Origin of the sequence: Roseovarius sp. ZX-A-9 (assembly GCF_028369135.1) — a bacterium.
Lineage (GTDB): Bacteria > Pseudomonadota > Alphaproteobacteria > Rhodobacterales > Rhodobacteraceae > Roseovarius.
In genome coordinates this window covers 1-20,870 of sequence record NZ_JAPWHW010000038.1, presented here as the reverse complement: position 1 = coordinate 20,870, position 20,870 = coordinate 1, and the positions used below count along the sequence as shown (strand labels likewise).

The window sequence follows — 20,870 nt, the reverse complement described above, 5'->3', positions numbered from 1 at the left end:
CGAGGCCATGAAGTTCTTTACCAACGTCAAGACATACTCCCTGCCGTGGCCCAATTGACAAAAGCCACAGATTCTCCCGAAACTGCGGGGCTCACAACCTGAGTCCCGCTTTTTTCAGCGAGGTGCCCGATGGCCCAGATTGCTCATACCGAAGGCGAAGCCAACACATCCCAAGCCCGCCAGAAATGGTCCGCATCCGAGACCGACGATGCTGCGCGCGATCTTTTGCGCCGCGATGCGGACGCGTTTCTGCATCAAAGCCTGTCGAGCCCCTGCGTGGCGACCATCGCGCGGGCCGAAGGGATCTGGATCGAGGATGTGGCCGGACGCCGCTACATGGATTTCCACGGCAATTCGGTGCATCACATCGGCTATGGCCATCCGCGCCTTGTCGCTGCGATCAAGGATCAACTGGACAGCCTGCCATTCTCGCCAAGGCGTTTCACCAATGATGTGTCCGTGGCCCTGGCCGAGCGGTTGGCGGAAATCGCCCCTGGTGATCTGGGCAAGACGCTCTTTACCACCGGTGGGTCGGATGCCAACGAGGTGGCGCTGAAGATCGCGCGTGCGGCGACGGGCCGCTTCAAGACGCTGAGCTTCTGGGATGCGTTCCACGGTGCCGGTTTCGGGGCGGCTTCGGTTGGCGGCGAGGCGACGTTTCGCAGCCATATCGCCGGGCCGCTGCTGCCCGGGGCCGAGCATGTGGCGCCGTTCCATTGCTATCACTGCGCCTACGGTCATCCGGGGCCGGAAACCTGCGCGCTGGCCTGCGCAAAGATGGTGGACTACGTGCTGCAACGCGAAGGCGATGTGGCCGCTGTCATCGCAGAACCGATGCGCGCCGTGCCGGTGGTGCCGCCGCCCGGTTACTGGAAGGCGGTGCAGGCCGCGTGTCACAAACACGGCGCGTTGCTGATCATGGACGAGATCCCGACCGGTCTGGGCAAGACGGGCGAAATGTTTGCGTTTCAGCATGACGGGATCACGCCCGACATCGTGACACTGGGCAAGGCGCTGGGGGGGGGCATCCTGCCGATTGCCGCCGTTGTGGCGCGTAATGATCTGGACGTCTGCGGCGATTTCGCCATCGGGCACTATACCCACGAAAAAAACCCGGTCACCGCGCGCGCCGCGCTGACGACGCTCGATATCATCGCGGATGAAGGGCTGGTAGAGCGGTCCGCCACGCTGGGGCGCGCTGCGATGGACCGGCTGCACGATTCCATCGGTTCTCACGCGCGTGTCGGTGACATTCGGGGCAGGGGCCTGATGTTCGGGGTCGAGATCGTCTCGGACAGTCAGGAGCGCACGCCGGACCCGAAACTGGCCGAGGCAATCTACTATGCCTGCCTCGCCCGCGGCCTCAGCTTCAAGATCAGCGCCGGAAATGTTCTGACCCTGTCGCCGCCGCTGACGATCCGGCAGCAGGATCTGGATGATGCATTGGGCATCGTCGAAGATGCCGTTCGGGATTGCGCCAATTGAGCGCCGGAGTTTTCCTCCTCGTTCTATTTGCCGCGTTTCTGCATGCTTTCTGGAATGCCGTCGTCAAGGGGGCCGGGGACAAGGCAGTGATGCTGGGGTTCATCGCGCTGGGTCATGTCATTCCGGGGATCGTGCTGGTGATCATATCCGGCGGGGTGAGCGCGGCGGCGATCCCCTACATCATCGCATCGACGGTGATCCACTGGGGGTATTACATCCTGCTGAACACGGCCTACCGGGTTGGAGATCTGAGCGTGGTCTATCCGATCGCCCGCGGGCTCTCACCGATCCTGATTGCGCTGGGGGCGCAGTTCTGGGTGGGCGAGGTGCTGCCCGTCACCGCATGGGTCGGCATCTTTGCAGTCTCGGTCGGGATCATGATTCTGGCGACTCAGCGTCAGGCGGTGGCAATGCCCCTGGTCGGGTATATGGCCGCGATCGGCGTCGCGATTGCGATCGCCAGCTATTCCATCGTCGATGGTGTCGGTGTCCGGTTGTCGGGCAGCCCGGTGGCCTATATAGGTTGGCTCTTTACGGCTGAGGCGCTTGTCGCGTTGTTCGTATTCGGGACAAGATGGCAGCGTGTGCGCGCGGTTCCGCGACGGACCTTCATGTTGGGGCTGTTTGGCGGTATCGTCTCGGGAACGGCCTACGGACTGGTGTTGATCGCCAAGATGTATGCACCGCTGGGTATTGTGTCGGCGCTGCGTGAAACGTCGGTGATTTTTGCGGCACTGATCGGCGTGCTCTGGTTCCAGGAAGGCCCGAAGGCCGCCAGAATTGCGGCCGCGATCGTTGTGGGCTGCGGCATTGTTGTCATTGCCGGATCGAAGGGGAGTTGAAGGAGCATGTTGAGACGATCGGCGCATAGGCACCGCCCCCGTGGCGGCGCGAATATGGTTCCGCTGTGCTGATCCTTTCGTTTCTCGTACAACTGGCGGGCGCGACCATGCTCCTGCTCTTTGCGGTCCGCATGGTGCGCACCGGTATCGAACGCGCGTTCGGGTCGTCCTTTCGGCGGGTTGTCACGCAAAACCGCAACCCGCTCAGCGCAGCCCTGGCGGGGCTGATGCTGGCGATCATCCTGCAAAGTTCGGCCGCGGTTGCGCTGTTGGTGGCGGGGTTTTCGGCAGCGAGCGCGGTGACATTCGGTGTCGGACTTGCGGTCGTTCTGGGGGCCGATCTGGGATCGGCCCTGCTCATTCAGGTGTTTTCGTTCAATCTTGACTGGTTGGTGCCGGTTCTTCTGGCCATCGGCGGCGGATTGTTCGTCAAGTCCGAGAATCGACGATTGCGCCAGTTCGGGCGCATCATCCTCGGGATCGCGTTCATCCTGATATCGCTACGCTTCCTGCGCGAGACGATGGACCCGATCCGCGACAGCAGTTTCCTGCCCGCAATCGCCGATTACCTGGTGTCGGATTTCGTCACCGCGTTCCTTGTTGGTGCGTTTCTGGCATTCATCATGCATTCCAGCGTCGCGGTCATCCTGATGTGTGTCACGCTGGTTGCCGTGGATGCTATCCCCGCCGCGGCGGGGGTTTCGCTGGTGCTGGGCGCCAACCTTGGCAGTGCGCTGATTCCGGTCTGGCTCACCCGGGGGATGGCCAACACCGCTCGCCGTATCCCGGCGGCCAACCTGGCGGTGCGCGGGGTCGGGGCGGTGCTGATGCTCATCGCGGTGAACCGGCTGGGGCTGCTGCCCTATATCGGCGCGCCGGATTCGGCGCAGACGCTGATCAATGCCCATATCCTGTTCAATTCGCTCTTGCTGCTGGTGACGCTGTTTTTCTGCAGCAGGCTCGAACGGCCCTTTGCCCGGTTGCTGCCGCTGAATGCTCCCACATTCGAAGAGCAATCACCGATGTATCGCTCGACGCTTGACGATTCGGTGCTGGACAAGCCGCATCTGGCAATTGCCAACCTCAGGCGTGAAGTGCTGCGCATGGTACAACTGGTCGAGACGATGATTCACCCGGTCATGGACCTTTACCAGGCCTATGACGCGGGCCGCGCGCGCACTGCCATAGCGCAGGACAACTTCGTGAATACGGCGCTGGATGATATCCGGCGTTATGCGGCTTCCATCCCGAGCGACGGTCTGGCCAAGAGCGACAGCAAGCGGGTGCGCGAGCTGACCGAATACGCCATCGCCATCGAGGCCGCAGGCGATATCGTGGTCAAGCGCCTGATCCCCTTGGCCAAGGAAAAGCACGAGAAGGGCATCAAGTTCTCGCCCAGCGGCCAATCCGAGATTTGCCGCATGCACGAGCAGGTGGAGGCCAATATCGAGCTGGCGTCGAACCTGCTGATTTCCGATGATCTGGAAAGCGCGCGCCTGTTGCTCGAGGAAAAGGGCGAAATGGCCCGGCTCGAACGCAAGAGCCGCAAGCGCCATCTCAAACGCCTGAGCGAAGGCGTGCAGATCAGCTTTGACTCCAGCGATATTCATCTCGAAACCGTCAGTTCCCTGCGGGATTTCAACAGCTACATGGCCTCTGCCGCCTATCCGATCCTGCATCGCGGCGGGCAATTGTTGGAAACCCGGCTGATCGAGCAGGATTACGACGATATCGAGATCAGGCAGCGTTAATGCGCGTTGGCTTCGCCCTGACGTACGAAATGGACGCAAATCCCTGATCCGGGGGCGCTGAGCCTGCGCTCTTCTTATCCTGATCCCACCAGGTGTGCCCGTTCGGAGGGCAGGCGGCGCTTTGGCGTCGCCGATCGCCGAGGCAATGTCACATGAATGTTGCACGGTGAGACTAGGTAGAGCAAAGTTGAAGGAGGGAAGATTCGTGGATAGGCAAAAATTATACATTGGTAGGAATTATCGATTTGGCTTCTTGGTTGTCTTTGTAAGAAGCTTTGCCGAACAAAGAGGTCCGTATGAGCGGTCCCGCATTGAAATCAACAGAGGAGACGGGAAATGAAGAAACTTACAATGGCGCTGAGCAGCGTTGCGTTCGCGGCGCTGACTGCGACAGGTGCGCTGGCGGATACCGAATTGACGGTCTACACGGCGGTCGAAGCTGAAGATCTGGCGCGCTATGCCGAGACGTTCAACAAGGTCCACCCGGACATCAAGATCAACTGGGTGCGAGATTCGACCGGTGTCGTCACGGCCAAGCTGCTGGCCGAGCGTGACAATCCGCAGGCGGATGTGATCTGGGGCCTGGCCGCAACATCACTGCTGCTGCTGAAGTCCGAAGGCATGCTGGAGCCTTATGCGCCTGCAGGCGTTGAAAATCTCGACAAGAAGTTCGTTGACCGTGACAATCCACCGGCTTGGGTGGGTATGGACGCCTGGGTGGCTGCAGTGTGTTACAACACAGTCGAAGGCGAGAAGCTGGGCCTCAAGGCGCCGACCTCGTGGCAGGACCTTACCGATCCGCAATATGAGGGCCATGTGATCATGCCGAACCCGGCATCGTCCGGCACCGGCTTCTTGGATGTGTCCAGCTGGCTGCAGATCTTCGGTGAAGAAGGTGGCTGGGAATACATGGATGCGCTGCACAACAACATCGCGCGCTACACCCATTCCGGTTCGGCCCCGTGCAAGCTGGCTGCGTCGGGTGAGATCCCGATCGGCGTTTCCTTTGCCTTCCGCGGTGCCAAATCCAAGGCCGCCGGTGCGCCCATCGAAATCATCGTGCCAACCGAAGGCGTCGGCTGGGATATGGAAGCCACGGCAATCGTCGCCGGCACGGCCAACCTGGAAGCGGCACAAAAGCTGGTTGATTTCACGGTCACAAGGGACGCGAACGTGATGTACAACACCGGTTACGCCGTGGTGGCCTATCCTGGCGTTGCCAAGCCGGTCGACCATTTCCCAGAAGGGCTGCTGGATGCGATGATCGACAACGATTTCGAGTTCGCCGCCAACAATCGCGACCGCATTCTGTCCGAATGGTCGAGCCGCTATGACGGAAAGTCCGATCCCCAGTAATAGGGCCCGGACGGCAAAAGAGGGGCGAGCCGTGGGTTTGCCCCTCATCCTGCCAAAACTGGAATTTGCTGCGCGACAGGATCGTGATCGGCTATTCTGTCTCTGACACCCAGCGAAAAGGATGAATTAGTGCGCGACGCTGCTGACGGGGCGGGCCCCTATCTGAGGATCGAAAACCTCTGGAAGGCCTTTGGGAAATTTGTGGCGCTGAAAGATATCTCGCTTGATATCGAGGACGGTGAATTCGTTTGCTTTCTTGGGCCTTCGGGCTGCGGCAAGACGACATTGCTGCGGGCCATCGCGGGGCTGGACCTGCAAACCAAGGGCAGCGTTTACCAGGGCGGGCAGGACGTGTCGAACCTGCCACCGTCCGAGCGCGACTTTGGCATCGTGTTCCAGTCCTACGCGCTGTTTCCAAACCTCACGATCGAAAAGAACATCGCTTTCGGGCTCGAAAATACCGGCCGTAGCAAGGACGAGATCAACAAGCGCGTCGCCAGCCTGCTGGAACTCGTCGGGCTGCCGGATCAGGGCCGGAAATACCCCGCGCAGCTTTCGGGTGGTCAGCAACAGCGTATCGCGCTGGCGCGTGCCATCGCGACCAATCCCGGCCTCTTGCTGCTGGACGAGCCGCTGTCGGCGCTCGACGCCAAGGTGCGCGTGCACCTGCGCCACGAAATCAAGGAGCTTCAGCGCAAACTGGGTGTGACCACAGTGATGGTGACGCATGACCAGGAAGAGGCGTTGGTGATGGCCGACAGGATCGTGGTGATGAACCACGGCGTGATCGAACAGGTCGGATCGCCCACCGAAATCTACCGCGCGCCCCGGACCCTCTTTGTTGCGGATTTCATCGGCGAGATGAACCAGATCCCGGCGCAGGCCGGCGCGGCCGACGAGGTCGTGATTGGCGGCGTGACGATGAAATCGCAGCCGCACGAATTTCCCAGAGGCGCGCAGATCGTCGCGACGGTCCGCCCTAACGACATTATTCCGCACGGCGAGGGTGCCCGATCGCCTGGCGGCGACGACACGATCCAGACCGAGGAAAACGTGCTCGAGGTGCTGGTGGATGAAATGGAGTTTCTCGGCTCGTTCTGGCGCTGCAGGCTGAAACACGACTGTTTCGGGGAAAGCGAATTGATTGCAGATTTTTCCGTCAACGCCGTCCGGCGGCTTGAGGTGACGGCTGGGCGCATGATGACCGTCGAACTGGCACAGTCGCGGCTGCTGGCCTTTGACAAGCCGGGAGCGTGACCGATGAGTGACGTGAGCATCAACGACATCCCGGCTGGCCCGCGGGTCAAGGGAAAACTGTCGCGCGATGATCTGATCATGCGCGGCAGCATGATCGTGATCGCCCTTTATCTGCTGATCACGATGGTGTTTCCGCTCTACGCAATGCTGTCGAAATCGTTTTCGACCTATCAGTTCAATCTAGCAGCTTTCGAGGTTCAGGTCAGCGACGAAGAGGGGACGAATTTCAGCGACCCGGTCACATTCGCCGAATTGAACGAAGCAGGCGATATTCTGAAAGCGCGGGATTTGATTGCCGGGTCTGACGGCAGGCTGGGCGTCACGCAGTTCTTTCCCGATTTCAGCTTTCGCAGCCCGGTCAAGTACCGCATTCGCAATCTCGACGAGGAGGGGCGTTTTCTGGTCGGCTCAAAGCTGTATGACAGCACCGACTGGCTGGAACTGGACAGCAATACCTTTCGCCGGGTTCAACTGCGCCCGACAAAGGATATTGGTTTAGGCAACTTTACCACCTATTTCTCGACCCCTGCGCTGTCGAATTCGATCAAGAATTCGGTAATGATCGCGACGATCAGCACGATCATTACTGTCACGCTGGCCTTCTGGTTCGCTTATGCGCTCAGCCGCTCTTGCATGCGGTTCAAGGGGTTGTTCCGCCTTATCGCGATGGCGCCCATCTTGGTGCCGTCGCTGCTGCCCGGGATCGCGTTGGTGTACCTCTTTGGCAATCAGGGCATGCTAAAGGAACTGCTGTTTGGCGGAACGATCTACGGCCCCATCGGCATCGTGATCGGATCGGTCTTCTTCACCTTTCCGCACGCGTTCCTGATCATATCGACCGCGCTGGCGATCTCTGATGCGCGCCTCTACGAGGCGGCGGTGTCGCTCAAGGCGACCTCGTGGCGTACCTTCTGGACGGTCACGATCCCGGGCGCGCGCTATGGTCTCGTCTCGGCGGCCTTCGTGGTGTTCAACCTCGTGATCACCGATTTCGGCCTGCCGAAGGTGATTGGCGGGCAATTCAACGTGCTGGCCGTGGATATCTACAAACAGGTGATTGGTCAGCAGAATTTCGAGATGGGCGCAGTGGTTTCCGTGGTGCTAGTGCTGCCCGCGATCCTGGCCTTTGCGATCGACCGTTTCGTCCAAAGCAAACAGGTGGCACTGCTTTCAGCGCGCTCGGTGCCCTATCAGCCCACGCCGAACAAGCGCATGGACTGGATCATGTTCGGTTATGCCAGCCTCGTGGGGGTGTTCCTGATTGGGATGCTGGCGATCTGCCAGTTCGCGGCGCTGGTCAAGTTCTGGCCCTATGATCTCAGCTTCAGTCTGAACAACTTTCAGTTCGACAAGATGGATGGCGGCGGCTGGGATGCCTATTTCAACTCGATCAAGCTAGGGCTGCTGACGGCGGTGATCGGCACGTCTATCATCTTCTTCGGCGCTTACCTGGTTGAGAAGTCGAATGGTTTTCGCGTTGGGCGGACGATCTTCCAGATGTTCGCAATGTTGCCCATGGCGATCCCCGGGATGGTGCTGGGGCTTGCCTATATCTTTTTCTTCAACAACCCGGACAACCCGCTGAATGCGATCTACGGGACGATGACGATTCTCGTCGTCTGTACCGTGACGCACTTCTACACCGTGTCGCATCTGACGGCGACGACGGCGCTTCAGCAGATGGATCGGGAGTTCGAATCCGTCTCTGCCTCGCTCAAGCAACCGACCCTCAAACTCTTTAGCCGGGTGACGGTGCCGGTCTGCCTGCCCGCGATTCTTGATATCTCGATCTATCTGTTCGTCAACGCGATGACGACGGTTTCGGCGGTGGTGTTCCTTTACTCGCACGACACGGCGCTGGCGTCGATTGCGGTGCTGAATATGGACGACGCGGGCGATATCGCACCGGCGGCGGCGATGGGCATGATGATCTTCTACACCAATGCGGGGGCGCGCATCATTCACCTGATCGCGTCACGTGGGATCGTTGGCCGCACGCAAGCCTGGCGAAGCCGGTAGAGCGGGCACAGTGATGGCGCGGCGCTTCGGCAGCCGCGCCAAGTAATTGCCGGTCCCGCCGCTCGTCAGGTTGCCGATGCCCCAAGTCGTTTTATCGCTTGGCAGCATGGCAGATGATCGCCCCAAATGTGGCCGCTGTTATGCATGCTATGACGACTTTCAGACACTGGTATAGCTGCATCACATGCTGACCTCCGGCACCAGTTGGCACAGCGTCGGGATCGTGGGACTGTTGCGCGCGCCCCCATCATGACCGCGCTGGCTCGCGCGCCGGGACGAGTTGAACCGGATTTGCGATCTGGGGCGCACGCAGGACAGATAGCGCGCGCCGCACGGCTTAGATACGTGCTGCGGCCCGATCACTGCGTGCCAGCCGCCGTTCAAGTGTCCTGACGCCCCAGGAGGCGAACAGGATCAGCACCAGGTATTCCAGCACCAGCAGACTGTAGATTTCCAGCGGTCGGTATTCAACGACGACCAATTCATTGGCCCGGCGGGTCAGCTCGCTATAGCCGATCACCGACAAGAGCGATGACGCCTTGAGCATATAGACGAACTGGTTGCCCAGCGGTGGCAGGACACGGCGCACCGCCTGCGGAAGAATGATGAAGCGCAACTTGTCCATATAGCTCAGCCCCAGCGCATCCGCCGCCTCGCGCTGGCCGGCGTCGATGGATTGCAGCCCGGCGCGGAAAATCTCGGCCTCGAAGGCACTGTCGCACAGCGCCAGCGCAATGACGCCGGCAAAAAAGACGCTCAGTTGCAGCCCGGTCAGCACCGGCACGCCGTAATAGACCCACAGGATCAGTACCAGCATCGGCACCGCGCGGAAAAATTCGACGTAGATGCGGCTGGTGATGGCCAGCAGGCGATTGGACGATAGGGCGGGCAGGGCAAAGATCAGCCCCAGCATGACAGAAAGCGTGATCGAGACGAGGGCCACCGAGATCGTCGAATAGACGCCGTTCATCAGGAATTGCAGATTGCTCAGCCCGCGCGTGTCGAAGGGCGAGACCACATGCCAGCCCCAAGTGTAATTGCCGCCCCCGCACCCCGCGAGGAAAAGCAGGGCCAGCAAAGGCAAGAGTGGTTTCAGACGCAGTGACATTGTGGCGTCCCTTCAGTGTGACAAAATCTGGTCGAGAAATGACTGCGTGCGGGGGTTCTGGGCGCCACGAAAGAAATCCTCGGTCGGGGCCTTCTCCACGATCTGGGCCTGATCCATGAACACCATCGTATCGGCCACCTTGCGGGCAAAGCCCATCTCGTGGGTGACGCAGATCATGGTCATGCCTTCGCGCGCCAGTTCTTCCATCACGTCCAGGACCTCGCTGATCATTTCGGGATCGAGCGCCGATGTCGGCTCGTCAAAAAGCAGCACGCGCGGCTTCATGCACAAGGCACGGGCGATGGCGACACGTTGTTGCTGCCCGCCGGACAATTGCGCGGGGTATTTTTTGGCCTGTTCGGGGATGCGCACACGTTCCAGCAGCGCGAGCGCGGTTTTTTCGGCCTCGGCGCGGCTGAGGCCGCGTACCCGCATCGGGGCCAGCGCCAGATTGTCCAGAACGCTCATATGCGGAAAGAGGTTGAACTGCTGGAACACCATGCCGACCTCGCTTCGGATGGTCGCCAGGTTGCGTGTGTCGTCACTCATCTCGATGCCGTCGACGATGATCTGCCCGGCGTCGTGCTGCTCTAACCGGTTGATGCAGCGGATCAGCGTGGATTTGCCCGATCCGGAAGGGCCGCAGATGATCACCTTTTCGCCACTTCGGACCTCAAGGTTGATATTCTTGAGCGCCGTGTAGTCGCCAAAGCGCTTTTCGACGGCGATGAGTTGGACCACCGGTTTGGCGTCCTGCGGGGCCGCCTGCGCTGCGCCGCTCATCGAAACGCCTTGTGGCAGCGCAGGGTCCGGACTTTGAGATCGCGCTTGTCGATGCTCGACCCGTGCGGTTCGGACGGGGACGTGAGACAGGTTTCGAAAACGCTACCGCCGCTCTTGCCGCGCGAATGGCGCTGCTCGATCTCCCGGAGGTTGCCGGGAGAACTGGTTTCGATCTTCGAATTCATTGCTTTGGCTCCTTGCCTCACGTCGATGCCGGTCAGTCCTTCAGCAGGACAACGCCCCATTTTTCGTTGAGCGTGTCAAAGTACCCGGCTTGCTTTTTCAGCAGGATCCAGTTGTTGACGTAGTTGAGCCAGATCTGATCATCAATGGGCGTCAGAAAGGCCATTGGCAGTGCGGCGCGCGACTGCTCTGGGAAGATCATCTGAATCTGGTCATAGCGTTTTTGAAGGCCCGATGCCTCGATCAGCGTCGTCACCGTATAGTCCGAGCGGCCAGCGAGCACTTCCTGCCAGCCGGTTCCGGGGCTCTCGACCCGGCGCATCTTGGCGTTGGGCAGTTCGGCGCGGATGTAGTCCTCCATCGTGGTGCCCAGCGTGACACCGGCCGTGCGGTCAGGGCTGTTGAGATCATCCCAGGAAGAATACTGATCGGCGTTTTGCTTCAGGACCACGGGCACGAAACCGTTGATGCCCCACGGTGTGCTCATCCCGACCACCTTGGCACGCGACAGGCTCATCGAGGTGCCGCTCATGGCGATGTCGTAGCGGCCGGCCTGAATGCCGGTGATCATGGTTTTCCATTCGGTGGTGACAAACTCCACCTCGACGCCCAGATCCTTGGCCATCTCGCGTGCGGCGTCGATCTGGTGCCCGACGAATTCATCCTTGCCCACTTCGCGGAAAGACATGGGGAAGTAATCGCCGGTGGTGCCGACCCGCAGAACACCGCGCTGCTGGATTTCGTTGAGCAGAGAATCTGCCGTTGCATCCTGCGCTTGGCTTGCTGTGCCTGTCAGCGTGGCGGCAAAACCGACCAATCCGACCATTGCGCCGATCAGCGCGGTCCGTCTGTTATGTTTCATGTCTTTCCCTCCAGGTTGGATATGCGGCCTTGTTCGATGCGAGGCCCGCTTGAATATATTGCGCGATCTTTGGCTGGCCACCCTTTGTGCGGTCATGACGCGGATGCTGGCAACTCAAAACCGTCATCTTTGTCGAGAGAAAGTGCGCGAGGCAGAGATTTGGCGATGTTTTACGTCGTTTCCGCCTCGATAAGTTTTGCGAGCCCGCTTCGGAATAATTTGGCCCCGGCATCCAGCCCAAGATCCAGCGCGGGTGTGTCCGCGCGTTTCATGCCTTCGTGAACCTTGACCAAAACAGCGCGGTCTTCTTCAAACGCTATGCGCGCGCCGGCATTCATCCGCTCTGATATCGCCTTGTCCTGACCGTCGGTGTTGCGGTGCTGAAACCAGAAGTAGCGCGTATTGTCTTCGTCGATCGGGGTCATGAAATTATACGAGATGTTGATATATGTCTGGTCGACCGGAACAGAGCCTTCGCCGCCGGTGCCCGCGGGGGTGTAGATCGACTTGTTCAGCCCGATGCCGGGGTAGAGCATCTCGTAATGCTGCAACCGGTCGCAGGGGCCGTCGAACTTGACCAACGGTGCGTAATAAGGGCTGGGCGCGCAGTTCATGATCCATCGGTGGACCAGAACGCCGCCCGCGTGCCGGGACACGTTCAGCGGCTCGCTGTCCGTGCCTGCACCCGCAAAGGAGGACACATGCACCCAGGCGACATGGCTGGGGTCCAGCAGGTTGTCACATACCCACAGGTAGTTGCAGGCGATGTCCATCGCGCCGCCATCGGTATAGCCCCAGTCGGGGTTCTCGAAATTCTCGATGTTCAGGATCAGGTCGGGATCGGCCTTGTCCGCATCGCCCATCCAGATCCAGAGCAACCGGTAGCGATCCACGACAGGGTAGGAGCGAACAACAGCGCGTTTGGGGATGTTGTCGGGTTGCGTGGGCGCGGCGACACAGGCCCCTTTGCAATTGAATGTCAGGCCGTGATAGCCGCATTCAACCGTATCACCCCGCAGGTTTCCCTGCGATAGCGGCAGTTTGCGGTGCGGGCATGCATCTTGCAATGCGGCTGCCGTGCCGTCTGCCTTGCGGTAGATGACGATTTCATCGCCAAGGATGGTTGCCGTCTGAAGGTGGCGGCCAAATTCGGCGCTCCACCCGGCGACATACCAGCAATTTCTTAGAAACATATCATGAGTCCAATCCTGCACTTTGTCACAATGCGGGCCTGCGCGGGCATTGTTCAATCGTCAAGAGGTTATGCCATGCATTAGCTGGGTTGATATATTTCAAGCGAGGGCTGCGCTGCGGCCTCTTCAAACAGCCAGTCGCGAAACAGACGCAGACGCGGGGTGCGCAACGCGTGCTTCCGGCAGACGAACCAATAGGCGTATTGCGACGGAACCTGATGCGGCAGCGGGGCAACCAGCGCGCCACTGGCCAGTGAATCCTGAACCAGCGGCGAGCGCCCCAAGGCCACGCCGTAGCCTTCGATCGCGGCCTGCACAACCATGTTGGATTGGCCGAACCTCCGGGTGTTGGCCGGTTTGGGAAGCACGACGCCCGCGCGCTCTGCCCAGTATGACCATGTGGGCGGCTCACCCCCCAGATCGGAAATGTCGTCTATCAGCAATGTATGATGCGCCAGATCCGCGGCTGTCTCCAGCGGGTGCCCTTGGGCCAGCAGGGACGGGGCGCAGACCGGGGTAAGTGTCTCGGACAGCAGCTTTTCCACATGCATGCCACGATAATTCCCAAGGCCGTAGCGGATCGACAGATCGCAGTTGCCGACCACTAGGTCGCCGCCGGAGGTGTTGGTATGGATTGATACCGACAGATCCGGGTTGGCCTGGTCAAAGTGGATCAACCGCGGAAACAGCCAGTTCACCGAAAAGCCGGGCAGGCTGGACAGGATGATCGGCGCATCGCGGGCATTGCGGCTCTGCAATTGTGTGCAGATGTCCGATATCTGCCCCAGACCTGCTGCAATGGCCGTCGCCAGCGCTTCGCCGTCGATGGTCGGCTTGCTGCCAGCGCGGCTGCGATGCAGCAGGGGGCACCCCGTCCATTCCTCCAGCGCCTTGACGTGTTGGCTGATGGCGCTTTGCGTGACGTTCATTTCCTCCGCCGCGCGGCTGAAGCTGCCCAAGCGTGCAACGCTCTCGAAGCTGCGGAGAGAGGTAAATGGCAGGTTCCTGATCATATTATGATTTCTAATGATATACGTTACACCTTTGCAATTGAAATGCGCGCCTCAGGTCAGGACAGTCGCCCAACCTGCCCATGTGTCCCGGCCCGCGCGCCGGGGTTCGCAGGATTGTCACCGATTTCTAGAGGAGCGCGTCACATGACAGCCTGGATCAGCATGATCCCCGATGAAGAGGCGGGGCCTGAGCTGCGCGCTGCGCTGGATCTGGCGCAAACCCCGCATGGGACGGTGGACAACGTGATGCGGGTGCATTCGCACCGGCCCAGCACGATGCGCGGGCATGTCGTGCTCTACCGTGCGGTGCTGCATGACGCGGCCAACACCATTCCAACATGGTTGCAGGAGGTCGTCAGCTCCTGGGTGTCGATCCTGAACAATTGTCCTTATTCGCTGGCCAACCACTGGGCGAATGCTGCGCATCTCATCGGGGATGTCGCCCGGGCAGAAGAGATCCGTGCCGCTCTTGATGCGCGCCGCTCGCAGGATGTGTTCGAGGGCCGTGAACTGGCGCTGATGCTCTATGCCGAAAAATTGACGCTGCGCCCCGGTGACATGTGCCGGGAAGATGTCGAGGCGCTGCGTAGCGCCGGGCTGGATGATGGCGAGATTCTCGAAGCCAACCAGATCATTGGCTATTTCAACTACGTCAATCGTCTGCTCAATGGGCTGGGCGTCAGCACTGATGGCGACGTCGTGGGCTATTACAAGAAGGATTGAGACGATGGACTGGAAAGCATTCCTTGGTGAAACTGAAAAACGGATTGGCACACTGACCAAGGTCGCACCGGAGATGGCCAAGGGCTATGGCACCATGTCGCGCGCCGCCAAGAAGAATGGCGCGCTGGATGAAAAAACCAAGGAGCTGGTCGCGCTCGGGATCGCGATCACGACCCGTTGCGAAAGCTGTATCGGCTTCCATGTCCGTTCGCTGGTGCGTCTGGGAACAAGCCGGGATGAAATCATCGAGACACTGGAAATGGCCGCCTATATGGGCGCAGGGCCGGGGATCACCTATGGTGCCAAGGCGCTGGAAGCGTTCGACCAGTTCGCTGCTGACCGCGACGGGGATGAATGATTGACGCAGGCGGCGATCAATCCCGGCGCGCTGAACCTGATCGCCAATTGTGCGCGTGTCGTGCCCGGCGAACATGTGCTGGTCGCTGTTGAATCGCCTGATCTGGGCTATTACGGCGCGGATCTGGCGCCGTGCATCATCGACGCGCTGACCCAACTGGGCGCACGGGTGGAACGCATTGAAGTCGCGTTTGCACCGGAGGCGCGCCAGGTCCCCGAGGCGCTGTTGTCCCGGATGCAAGAGGCGGATGTGCTGATCTCGCTGGCGCGTATCGGCGATCAACTGCGGTTTGATGATGCGCCGGGCCGGGCGCGGATGGTGCAATGCTATGCGCTGGATGCCGAGATGTTGAATTCGGATTTTGGCACCGTGCCTTACGAAGCATTCACCGCGCTGAAGGACGCGGTGGACGCGGCACTGTTCAGCGCGGCGCGGATCACGATCACCTGCGCGCGCGGCACGCATCTGTCCGGCTGGGCCCCCAGCGGGGCGATCCCCAAGGATACCACCTGCGCGCGGTTTCCGCTGTCTGTCTTCTCGCCGGTTCCGGCGGGGCAATTTTCCGGGCGCGTGGCCTTGCCGGATTTTCTGATCGGAACCGGATCGCGCTATTACGATACCTTTTATACGCGTCTGGACGAAGGCACATTTGCGGAAATGTATGATGGCCGACTGACCGAGTTCACGGGCAACGCCCGCGGCGTGGCGCAAGCGAACGCGCATTATGACGAAGTTTCGGCGCGCTACGGGCTGGATCGAAACGTCGTGCATTCATGGCACGCGGGGATCCATCCGGGATGTGCCTATACCGACACCGTTGAAAACACGCCAGAACGGTGGAGCGGCTCTGCCTTTGGCAATCCAAGGATTTTGCATTTTCACACCTGCGGGGCACAGCCCCCCGGCGAGATTTGCTGGAATGTGATCGACCCGACAATCGAGGTCGACGGCATCCGGTTGTGGGAGAACGGTGTCTTTTACCCCGAGCGGTTGCCGCAAGCGATGCATGTGCTGAACGCGTTTGCGGAGGTCCGGCAGCTGTTTGCCGCACCGGAAATGGCCATCGGGCTGTAGCGCGGAGCGTTGCGCGGGCACTGGGCCGAAGCTTTGAGGATTTGCAGGCCCGCCACAGTGCCGATTTGCGGTCTTTCCGAATTGCTTGATGATGGGGCCGATTTCGGCCCCGTTTTCTTGTGAGGAACCGCAGGCCTGTGGCGCGCGATGTAAGCAGGTAGGCCTCGCACGCGCAAATCTTCCAAATTGTGCACTTGAGGGCGGTCCCATCTCCGAGGCTTGTAGGCATTTTCACATCATGTTCTATGTTGTGGGTAATGATGATAATGCAGATGGCGTTTTGGGGTGCTGGAAATATCTCTGCGAGGTGCCTGAGCGTAATAAATGAAAAGTGACCTCTCGTTTGAAACCAGATAGCCTGAAAATGAGTTGACGAAAGGGGGGATGTGCACCGGCCAGAGAAAACATGTGCATCCTCTTCGGACCATACGCCAACAAGGCCCATCTGCGTGAGCCGACCACGCGCCTTTGCGCCAACAAAAAGAACCAACAGGAGACAGCCAACGATGACCAGGACTAAAGAAAAGCTAACCGGTCTGACCGAAATCTATCGTTACCTGAGGCGCAACAAGACGCCGATTTATGTCGTCATGCCGACGCCTTTCAACCTGATGGGGCTGGACCAATGGGTCGGCGGTCTCGAGTTCGTGAATTACTTTGACGTGTTTGACGGGCAGCACCCTCGGGTGTTCAAGCCGACGCAGATTGGCGCGCCGGTTTTCCAGTCGATGGAAGATGTCGGTAACTATCTGGTCGACCATCCCGAATTCCGGGATCGGGTGAAACAACGCGATCCGGGGTTGGCGGTTTTTGTCATGTTCGATGAAAAGACCGAGGAACTGTGCGAGGAAATCGGCCTCAAGATTGCGCTGCCCTCGAACGAGCTGCGCCACCGGTTGGACAGCAAGATCGAGACCACCCGCCTGGGCAACGAAGCCGGTGTTGAAAGCGCGCCCAACGTGATGGGCGAAGCCGATAGCTATGCCAAGCTCAACAAGCTCGCCGCCAGTGCCAAGCTGGGCAAGGATCTGGTCGTTCAGACCCCTTATGGCGACAGTGGCCGTACCACGTTCTTCATCAAATCCGAGGCCGATTGGGACAAGTTTTCCAGCAAGATCATCGGTGAGAAACTGAAGGTGATGAAGCGCCTCAATCACCTGCCGGGCACCATCGAAGGCTGCGCTACGCGGCATGGCACGCTGGTCGGTCCGGTGATGACCGATATTACCGGTTTCGAGGAAATCACGCCTTACAAGGGTGGTTGGTGCGGCAATGATGTGTCGCCTGCAATTTTGCCCGAGGGCGTGCCGGACAAGGTGCGCGAGATGGCGCGTAAGCTGGGCGATCAACTGTATAAAGAGGGCTACAAGGGGGTGTTCTGCACCGACTTTCTGCTCGATACCGACACCAACGAGGTCTACCTGGGCGAGTTGAACCCACGGGTTTCAGGGGCATCGCCGCCCACCAACCTGATCACCTCGACCTATGGCGGGTGCCCGATGTTCCTGTTCCATCTGCTGGAATTCATGGACGTCGATTATGAAATCGACATCGCGGAAATCCAGAGTCGCTGGAACCACTATGATTACTGGACCCAACTGATCCTCAAGCAGACCGAGGACAAGGTCGAGCTGATCACACAGGCCCCCCGGTCGGGGATCTGGGCGATGGACGATGCCGGGGCGATCACGTTTCAGCGAGCAGGCCACAATATCAACGCGCTCGGTGACGAGCACGAAGCGTTCTATCTGCGGGTCTACGGGGTCGGAGAATACTGTTACCACGGTGCCGATCTGGGCTGCATCCTGGCACGTGGCCGGATGCAATCGGATGACCGGCAACTGCTGGAACGCGCCAAGCAGTGGAACAGTGCGATCAAGGCAGAGTTCAAAAGCGTGCCTTTGACCACCACCACCGAAGTCGCCATGCCAGCGGATATGACCGCCGGTAAATGGTTCTGAAAATTGCTAGGGCGGGGGGCAATCAGTCTCTTCGCCCGGCACTCCGACCGCGTCGATATCGTTTCTCACCCAGAAAAAGGCGAATCCCTGACCGCGCAGCCAGATTTCAAGCTTGTCCAGACTGCCCCATTCGCGCCGCATGCCGCGCGCGCTTTCCAGTGACATCCACTGGCCATCGACCAGAAAAAATACCGTCCATGTATAGGGGATGCGATCCTGATCGCCAAACCCGCCGCCCTGTACCGTGCGGCGCACGCGCACGATGGTGGGATACTGCGTAATCCGATAACTCGCGACCAACATGGGGATGTCGGTCTGACGGATCGTGCCGTTTGGGACGGGCGACTGGAGCATGGTGGCAATCTTGACATCATGCCGCCCCATGTCAATATCACTACACCATGCGCTATGGTGCTTCTTGCTAGATGCCTGTTAAGGAAAGCTTCGCGCACGACTCACGTATCAGTTTTGCCGGATATCCACGGACACATCATGAAACTCAATTTCAGAAGCCTTGCAGAAGATGCACCCGCTGACGCATTGCGGCAGGTGTTTTCGCATGGCTGGCCGGGTTGGTCTGACTGGATGCGCAAACGCCATACGATTGGTGCAACCGATCTGCGCGATGCACGCCTCGCGCTGCGCCGTCATATGCCCGAGTTTGAAACGCTTTGGGATAAATGGGTCGAAACATGCGGCGATGATGACGACATTGCCCTGTTTCTCAGCTTCTGGTCGCCGCCGCGATATCTGGTCAATTGTTCGCAGGCGGTGATCGTAGATGCCGACGGTCCGCAACTGATCCGCAATTACGATCTGGACCCAAAACTGAACGAATCCACGCTGTTGTCGACAAAGTGGCGGGGACGCCGCGTCGTGGGCATGGTCGAGGGAATGGTGGGCCTTGCAGATGGCATGAACGATGCGGGTCTTGTGGCGTCGCTGACATTCGGGGGCCGCGTGGTCAGCGCCGCCGGCTTCGGCATCCCGATGATCATCCGGTACGTGCTGGAAATGTGCGTGGACGTGCAACAAGCGGTCGAGGCACTGCGCAGCGTGCCCTGCCATATGTCCTATAACGTCACGGTGGCGGATGTGTCGGGCGCTTGGGCGACGGTCTTTCTGGCACCCGACCGCCCGGCGATTGTCACTCATTCGCCGTTTGCCACCAATCACCAGATCGGTGTCGAGTGGTCGCGCCATGGACGGTTTTCAAACACCCAGGGCCGTGCAGACCACCTGGAGGAGCTGTTCCGCGATCCGACAATGACCGCTGATCGGTTGCTGGGCGAATTTCTGACCAGCCCGCTTGCCAGTACCGGATATGACCGCGGATTCGGCACCGTTTACACGGCTGTGTATCGCCCCTTGGCGCGCTCGGTTTCGCTGGTCTGGATGGATGGCACGCGCGATGAGTGGCAACTGGACGCGGTCGACCGGCGTGAACGCATGGTCCATTTTTCTGCCGCAGGGTCTCGCAGTGTGGCCTACAGATCGGCAAAGAGCCTGAAAACCGACAGCGCCGCCCCGGCGCAGGGCCGCCCGGACCTGCCGGGGTCTGGCCATCAGCATAGTCACAGCAATTGTTGAGGCCGCAAAGCTCCCGAATACATCTTTCCTAAATCCCCCAGGAGAAGAAATGTCCCGTTTTTCGATTGCCGGCATCCAGATGCATATCACTATGCACAACAACATTGCCGAGATGCAGAAGCGCATGGAAATCCTGTTTCATCTCTATCCGTGGGTACAGATGGTGGTCTTTAGCGAACTTGCCCCGCATGGGCCGGACAGGGCCGCGGCCCAGCCCATCGGCGGGTCGATCGAACAGCAACTGGCAGAACTTGCCCGCCGCCATGATTGCTGGCTGGTTCCCGGCAGCTATTTCGAACAGAGCGGTGAGCATGTTTTCAATACGACGCCGGTCTTCAATCCGGCCGGCGAAATCGTAACCCGATATCGCAAGCTGTTCCCCTTTACCCCGTATGAAGAGGGCGTGACGGCGGGCGAGGAATTCTGCGTGTTCGACGTTCCGGGGGTAGGGCGCTTTGGCGTGTCCATCTGCTATGATCTGTGGTTCCCCGAGGTGACGCGCACGCTGACCTCGATGGGGGCTGAGGTGATCATCAATCCGGTGATGGCCAGCTTTATCGACCGTCCCGCCGATCTGGCTATCGCCCAGGGGTCAGCGGCGATGTTCCAAAGCTATGTCTTTCACATCAATGGGTTGCTGGCGGGCGGCAATGGCTATTCCATGGTGATCGACCCCGCCGGCCAGATCCTGCATCGCGGTAGCGTCCAGGAAGAGATGATACCCATCGAGGTCGATTTCGAACTGGTGCGCCGTCAGCGGCGCGAGGGGATCCTGCGCATGGGACAACCTCACAAGAGCTTTCGCGACAGCCGGGCACGGTTTTCGATCTACGATCCGGCGTCGGAGTTCGACCGCAGCTACCTGGACAGCCTCGGCCCGCTGGTCAAACCGGGGCGGCCCACTACCTGACTGTCCCTTGGGCACTGGGACCTAGGTGAAGCGCTGATTTTTCTGGAAAAGCACGGCTTCCGGTGTTTCTGACCGGACCGAAGCGCGTCGTTAACAGCGCGCGCACGGCTCTTTAGGCCGATCCATTTCCTATGGCTGCCAAGCAGTTTTTCCGTAGAAATTTCGGGGTGGGATCAGATGTACCCACCCACCTCATTAAACGGCGGCGCCCGGTTGTCCGGCCGTCTGCAGGTGCTGCCACGCCAGCAGATGCCGTGGCAGGTCCGTATCAATTGCACCAAACAAATGCAGGCAAATTTCGCGGAATTATTCCCAGTTGACAGGCGCGCTGGTGGGGTCCTCGGGCGCGATCCTGAGCTACATCATGTGCAAGGCGATGAACCGATCCTTCATCAGCGTCAT

At 59.8% G+C, this 20,870-nt stretch carries 19 protein-coding genes and 1 pseudogene; 13 read left to right on the top strand and 7 right to left on the bottom strand.

The features are described from left to right. Positions 1–129 precede the first annotated feature (129 nt). The 6 genes from pbfA (at position 130) to O3306_RS21470 (ending at position 8,710) form a co-directional block, all read left to right on the top strand. On the top strand, positions 130–1,485 hold the full coding sequence (gene pbfA, locus O3306_RS21495; protein ID WP_272011332.1) for a (R)-1-hydroxy-2-aminoethylphosphonate ammonia-lyase: 1,356 nt from the start codon (positions 130–132) through the stop codon (positions 1,483–1,485). Further along, entirely contained in the window at positions 1,482–2,327 is an 846-nt protein-coding gene (locus tag O3306_RS21490) for a DMT family transporter (RefSeq protein WP_272011330.1), read from the top strand. The genes pbfA and O3306_RS21490 overlap by 4 nt, the downstream gene beginning before the upstream one ends. Before the next feature lie 65 nt (positions 2,328–2,392). Continuing rightward, positions 2,393–4,078, top strand: a complete 1,686-nt coding sequence (locus O3306_RS21485) for a Na/Pi cotransporter family protein (protein ID WP_272011327.1) — start codon at positions 2,393–2,395, stop codon at positions 4,076–4,078. Positions 4,079–4,414: 336 nt separating this feature from the next. Then, positions 4,415–5,434: a putative 2-aminoethylphosphonate ABC transporter substrate-binding protein gene (locus O3306_RS21480; protein ID WP_272011324.1), complete on the top strand. Its 1,020-nt coding sequence runs from the start codon at positions 4,415–4,417 to the stop codon at positions 5,432–5,434. A gap of 129 nt (positions 5,435–5,563) precedes the next feature. Next, a complete protein-coding gene (locus tag O3306_RS21475) occupies positions 5,564–6,691 on the top strand; it encodes a putative 2-aminoethylphosphonate ABC transporter ATP-binding protein (protein WP_272011322.1) in 1,128 nt (375 codons plus the stop codon). Positions 6,692–6,694: 3 nt separating this feature from the next. Next, a complete protein-coding gene (locus O3306_RS21470; RefSeq protein WP_272011320.1) occupies positions 6,695–8,710 on the top strand; it encodes a putative 2-aminoethylphosphonate ABC transporter permease subunit in 2,016 nt (671 codons plus the stop codon). Between the two features lie 337 nt (positions 8,711–9,047). On the opposite strand, the gene O3306_RS21465 is transcribed toward O3306_RS21470, so the two are convergent. From O3306_RS21465 to O3306_RS21440, 6 genes are all read right to left on the bottom strand, one after another. Further along, on the bottom strand, positions 9,048–9,818 hold the full coding sequence (locus O3306_RS21465) for an amino acid ABC transporter permease (RefSeq protein ID WP_272011318.1): 771 nt from the start codon (positions 9,816–9,818) through the stop codon (positions 9,048–9,050). A 12-nt stretch (positions 9,819–9,830) separates the two neighbouring features. Next, positions 9,831–10,601 (bottom strand): amino acid ABC transporter ATP-binding protein, encoded by a 771-nt coding sequence (locus O3306_RS21460; protein ID WP_272011316.1) that lies wholly within the window; start codon positions 10,599–10,601, stop codon positions 9,831–9,833. Continuing rightward, complete coding sequence (locus O3306_RS21455) at positions 10,598–10,786, bottom strand: hypothetical protein (RefSeq protein ID WP_272011313.1); 189 nt, start codon at positions 10,784–10,786, stop codon at positions 10,598–10,600. The genes O3306_RS21460 and O3306_RS21455 overlap by 4 nt, the downstream gene beginning before the upstream one ends. Positions 10,787–10,818: 32 nt before the next feature. Beyond that, positions 10,819–11,646: a transporter substrate-binding domain-containing protein gene (locus O3306_RS21450; RefSeq protein ID WP_272011310.1), complete on the bottom strand. Its 828-nt coding sequence runs from the start codon at positions 11,644–11,646 to the stop codon at positions 10,819–10,821. Positions 11,647–11,816: 170 nt separating this feature from the next. Further along, complete coding sequence (locus O3306_RS21445) at positions 11,817–12,839, bottom strand: aromatic ring-hydroxylating dioxygenase subunit alpha (protein ID WP_272011308.1); 1,023 nt, start codon at positions 12,837–12,839, stop codon at positions 11,817–11,819. An 80-nt stretch (positions 12,840–12,919) separates the two neighbouring features. After that, complete coding sequence (locus O3306_RS21440) at positions 12,920–13,852, bottom strand: LysR substrate-binding domain-containing protein (RefSeq protein WP_272011305.1); 933 nt, start codon at positions 13,850–13,852, stop codon at positions 12,920–12,922. A 144-nt stretch (positions 13,853–13,996) separates the two neighbouring features. Between O3306_RS21440 and O3306_RS21435 the strand changes: the two genes are divergently transcribed. The 4 genes from O3306_RS21435 to O3306_RS21420 all read left to right on the top strand — a co-directional run bounded on the left by O3306_RS21435 (position 13,997) and on the right by O3306_RS21420 (position 17,968). Next, complete coding sequence (locus tag O3306_RS21435) at positions 13,997–14,575, top strand: carboxymuconolactone decarboxylase family protein (RefSeq protein ID WP_272011303.1); 579 nt, start codon at positions 13,997–13,999, stop codon at positions 14,573–14,575. A 4-nt stretch (positions 14,576–14,579) separates the two neighbouring features. Next, entirely contained in the window at positions 14,580–14,933 is a 354-nt protein-coding gene (locus tag O3306_RS21430; RefSeq protein ID WP_272011301.1) for a carboxymuconolactone decarboxylase family protein, read from the top strand. Further along, entirely contained in the window at positions 14,934–16,007 is a 1,074-nt protein-coding gene (locus O3306_RS21425) for a hypothetical protein (protein WP_272011299.1), read from the top strand. 506 nt (positions 16,008–16,513) lie between these two features. Continuing rightward, the gene (locus O3306_RS21420) at positions 16,514–17,968 is read left to right on the top strand and encodes a biotin carboxylase (protein WP_272011296.1); all 1,455 of its coding nucleotides are present in this window, start codon (positions 16,514–16,516) and stop codon (positions 17,966–17,968) included. A gap of 6 nt (positions 17,969–17,974) precedes the next feature. Here O3306_RS21420 and O3306_RS21415 read toward each other — a convergent pair whose 3' ends face one another. Then, positions 17,975–18,322, bottom strand: coding sequence for a hypothetical protein (locus O3306_RS21415; protein ID WP_272011294.1), 348 nt, complete (start codon positions 18,320–18,322; stop codon positions 17,975–17,977). A gap of 138 nt (positions 18,323–18,460) precedes the next feature. Between O3306_RS21415 and O3306_RS21410 the strand changes: the two genes are divergently transcribed. The 3 genes and pseudogenes from O3306_RS21410 to O3306_RS22505 all read left to right on the top strand — a co-directional run. Next, positions 18,461–19,558: a C45 family autoproteolytic acyltransferase/hydolase gene (locus O3306_RS21410; RefSeq protein WP_272011291.1), complete on the top strand. Its 1,098-nt coding sequence runs from the start codon at positions 18,461–18,463 to the stop codon at positions 19,556–19,558. 49 nt (positions 19,559–19,607) lie between these two features. Further along, complete coding sequence (locus O3306_RS21405) at positions 19,608–20,468, top strand: carbon-nitrogen hydrolase family protein (RefSeq protein WP_272011289.1); 861 nt, start codon at positions 19,608–19,610, stop codon at positions 20,466–20,468. 316 nt (positions 20,469–20,784) lie between these two features. Continuing rightward, positions 20,785–20,870, top strand: a pseudogene (locus tag O3306_RS22505) (NAD(P)(+) transhydrogenase (Re/Si-specific) subunit beta); the annotation flags it as partial.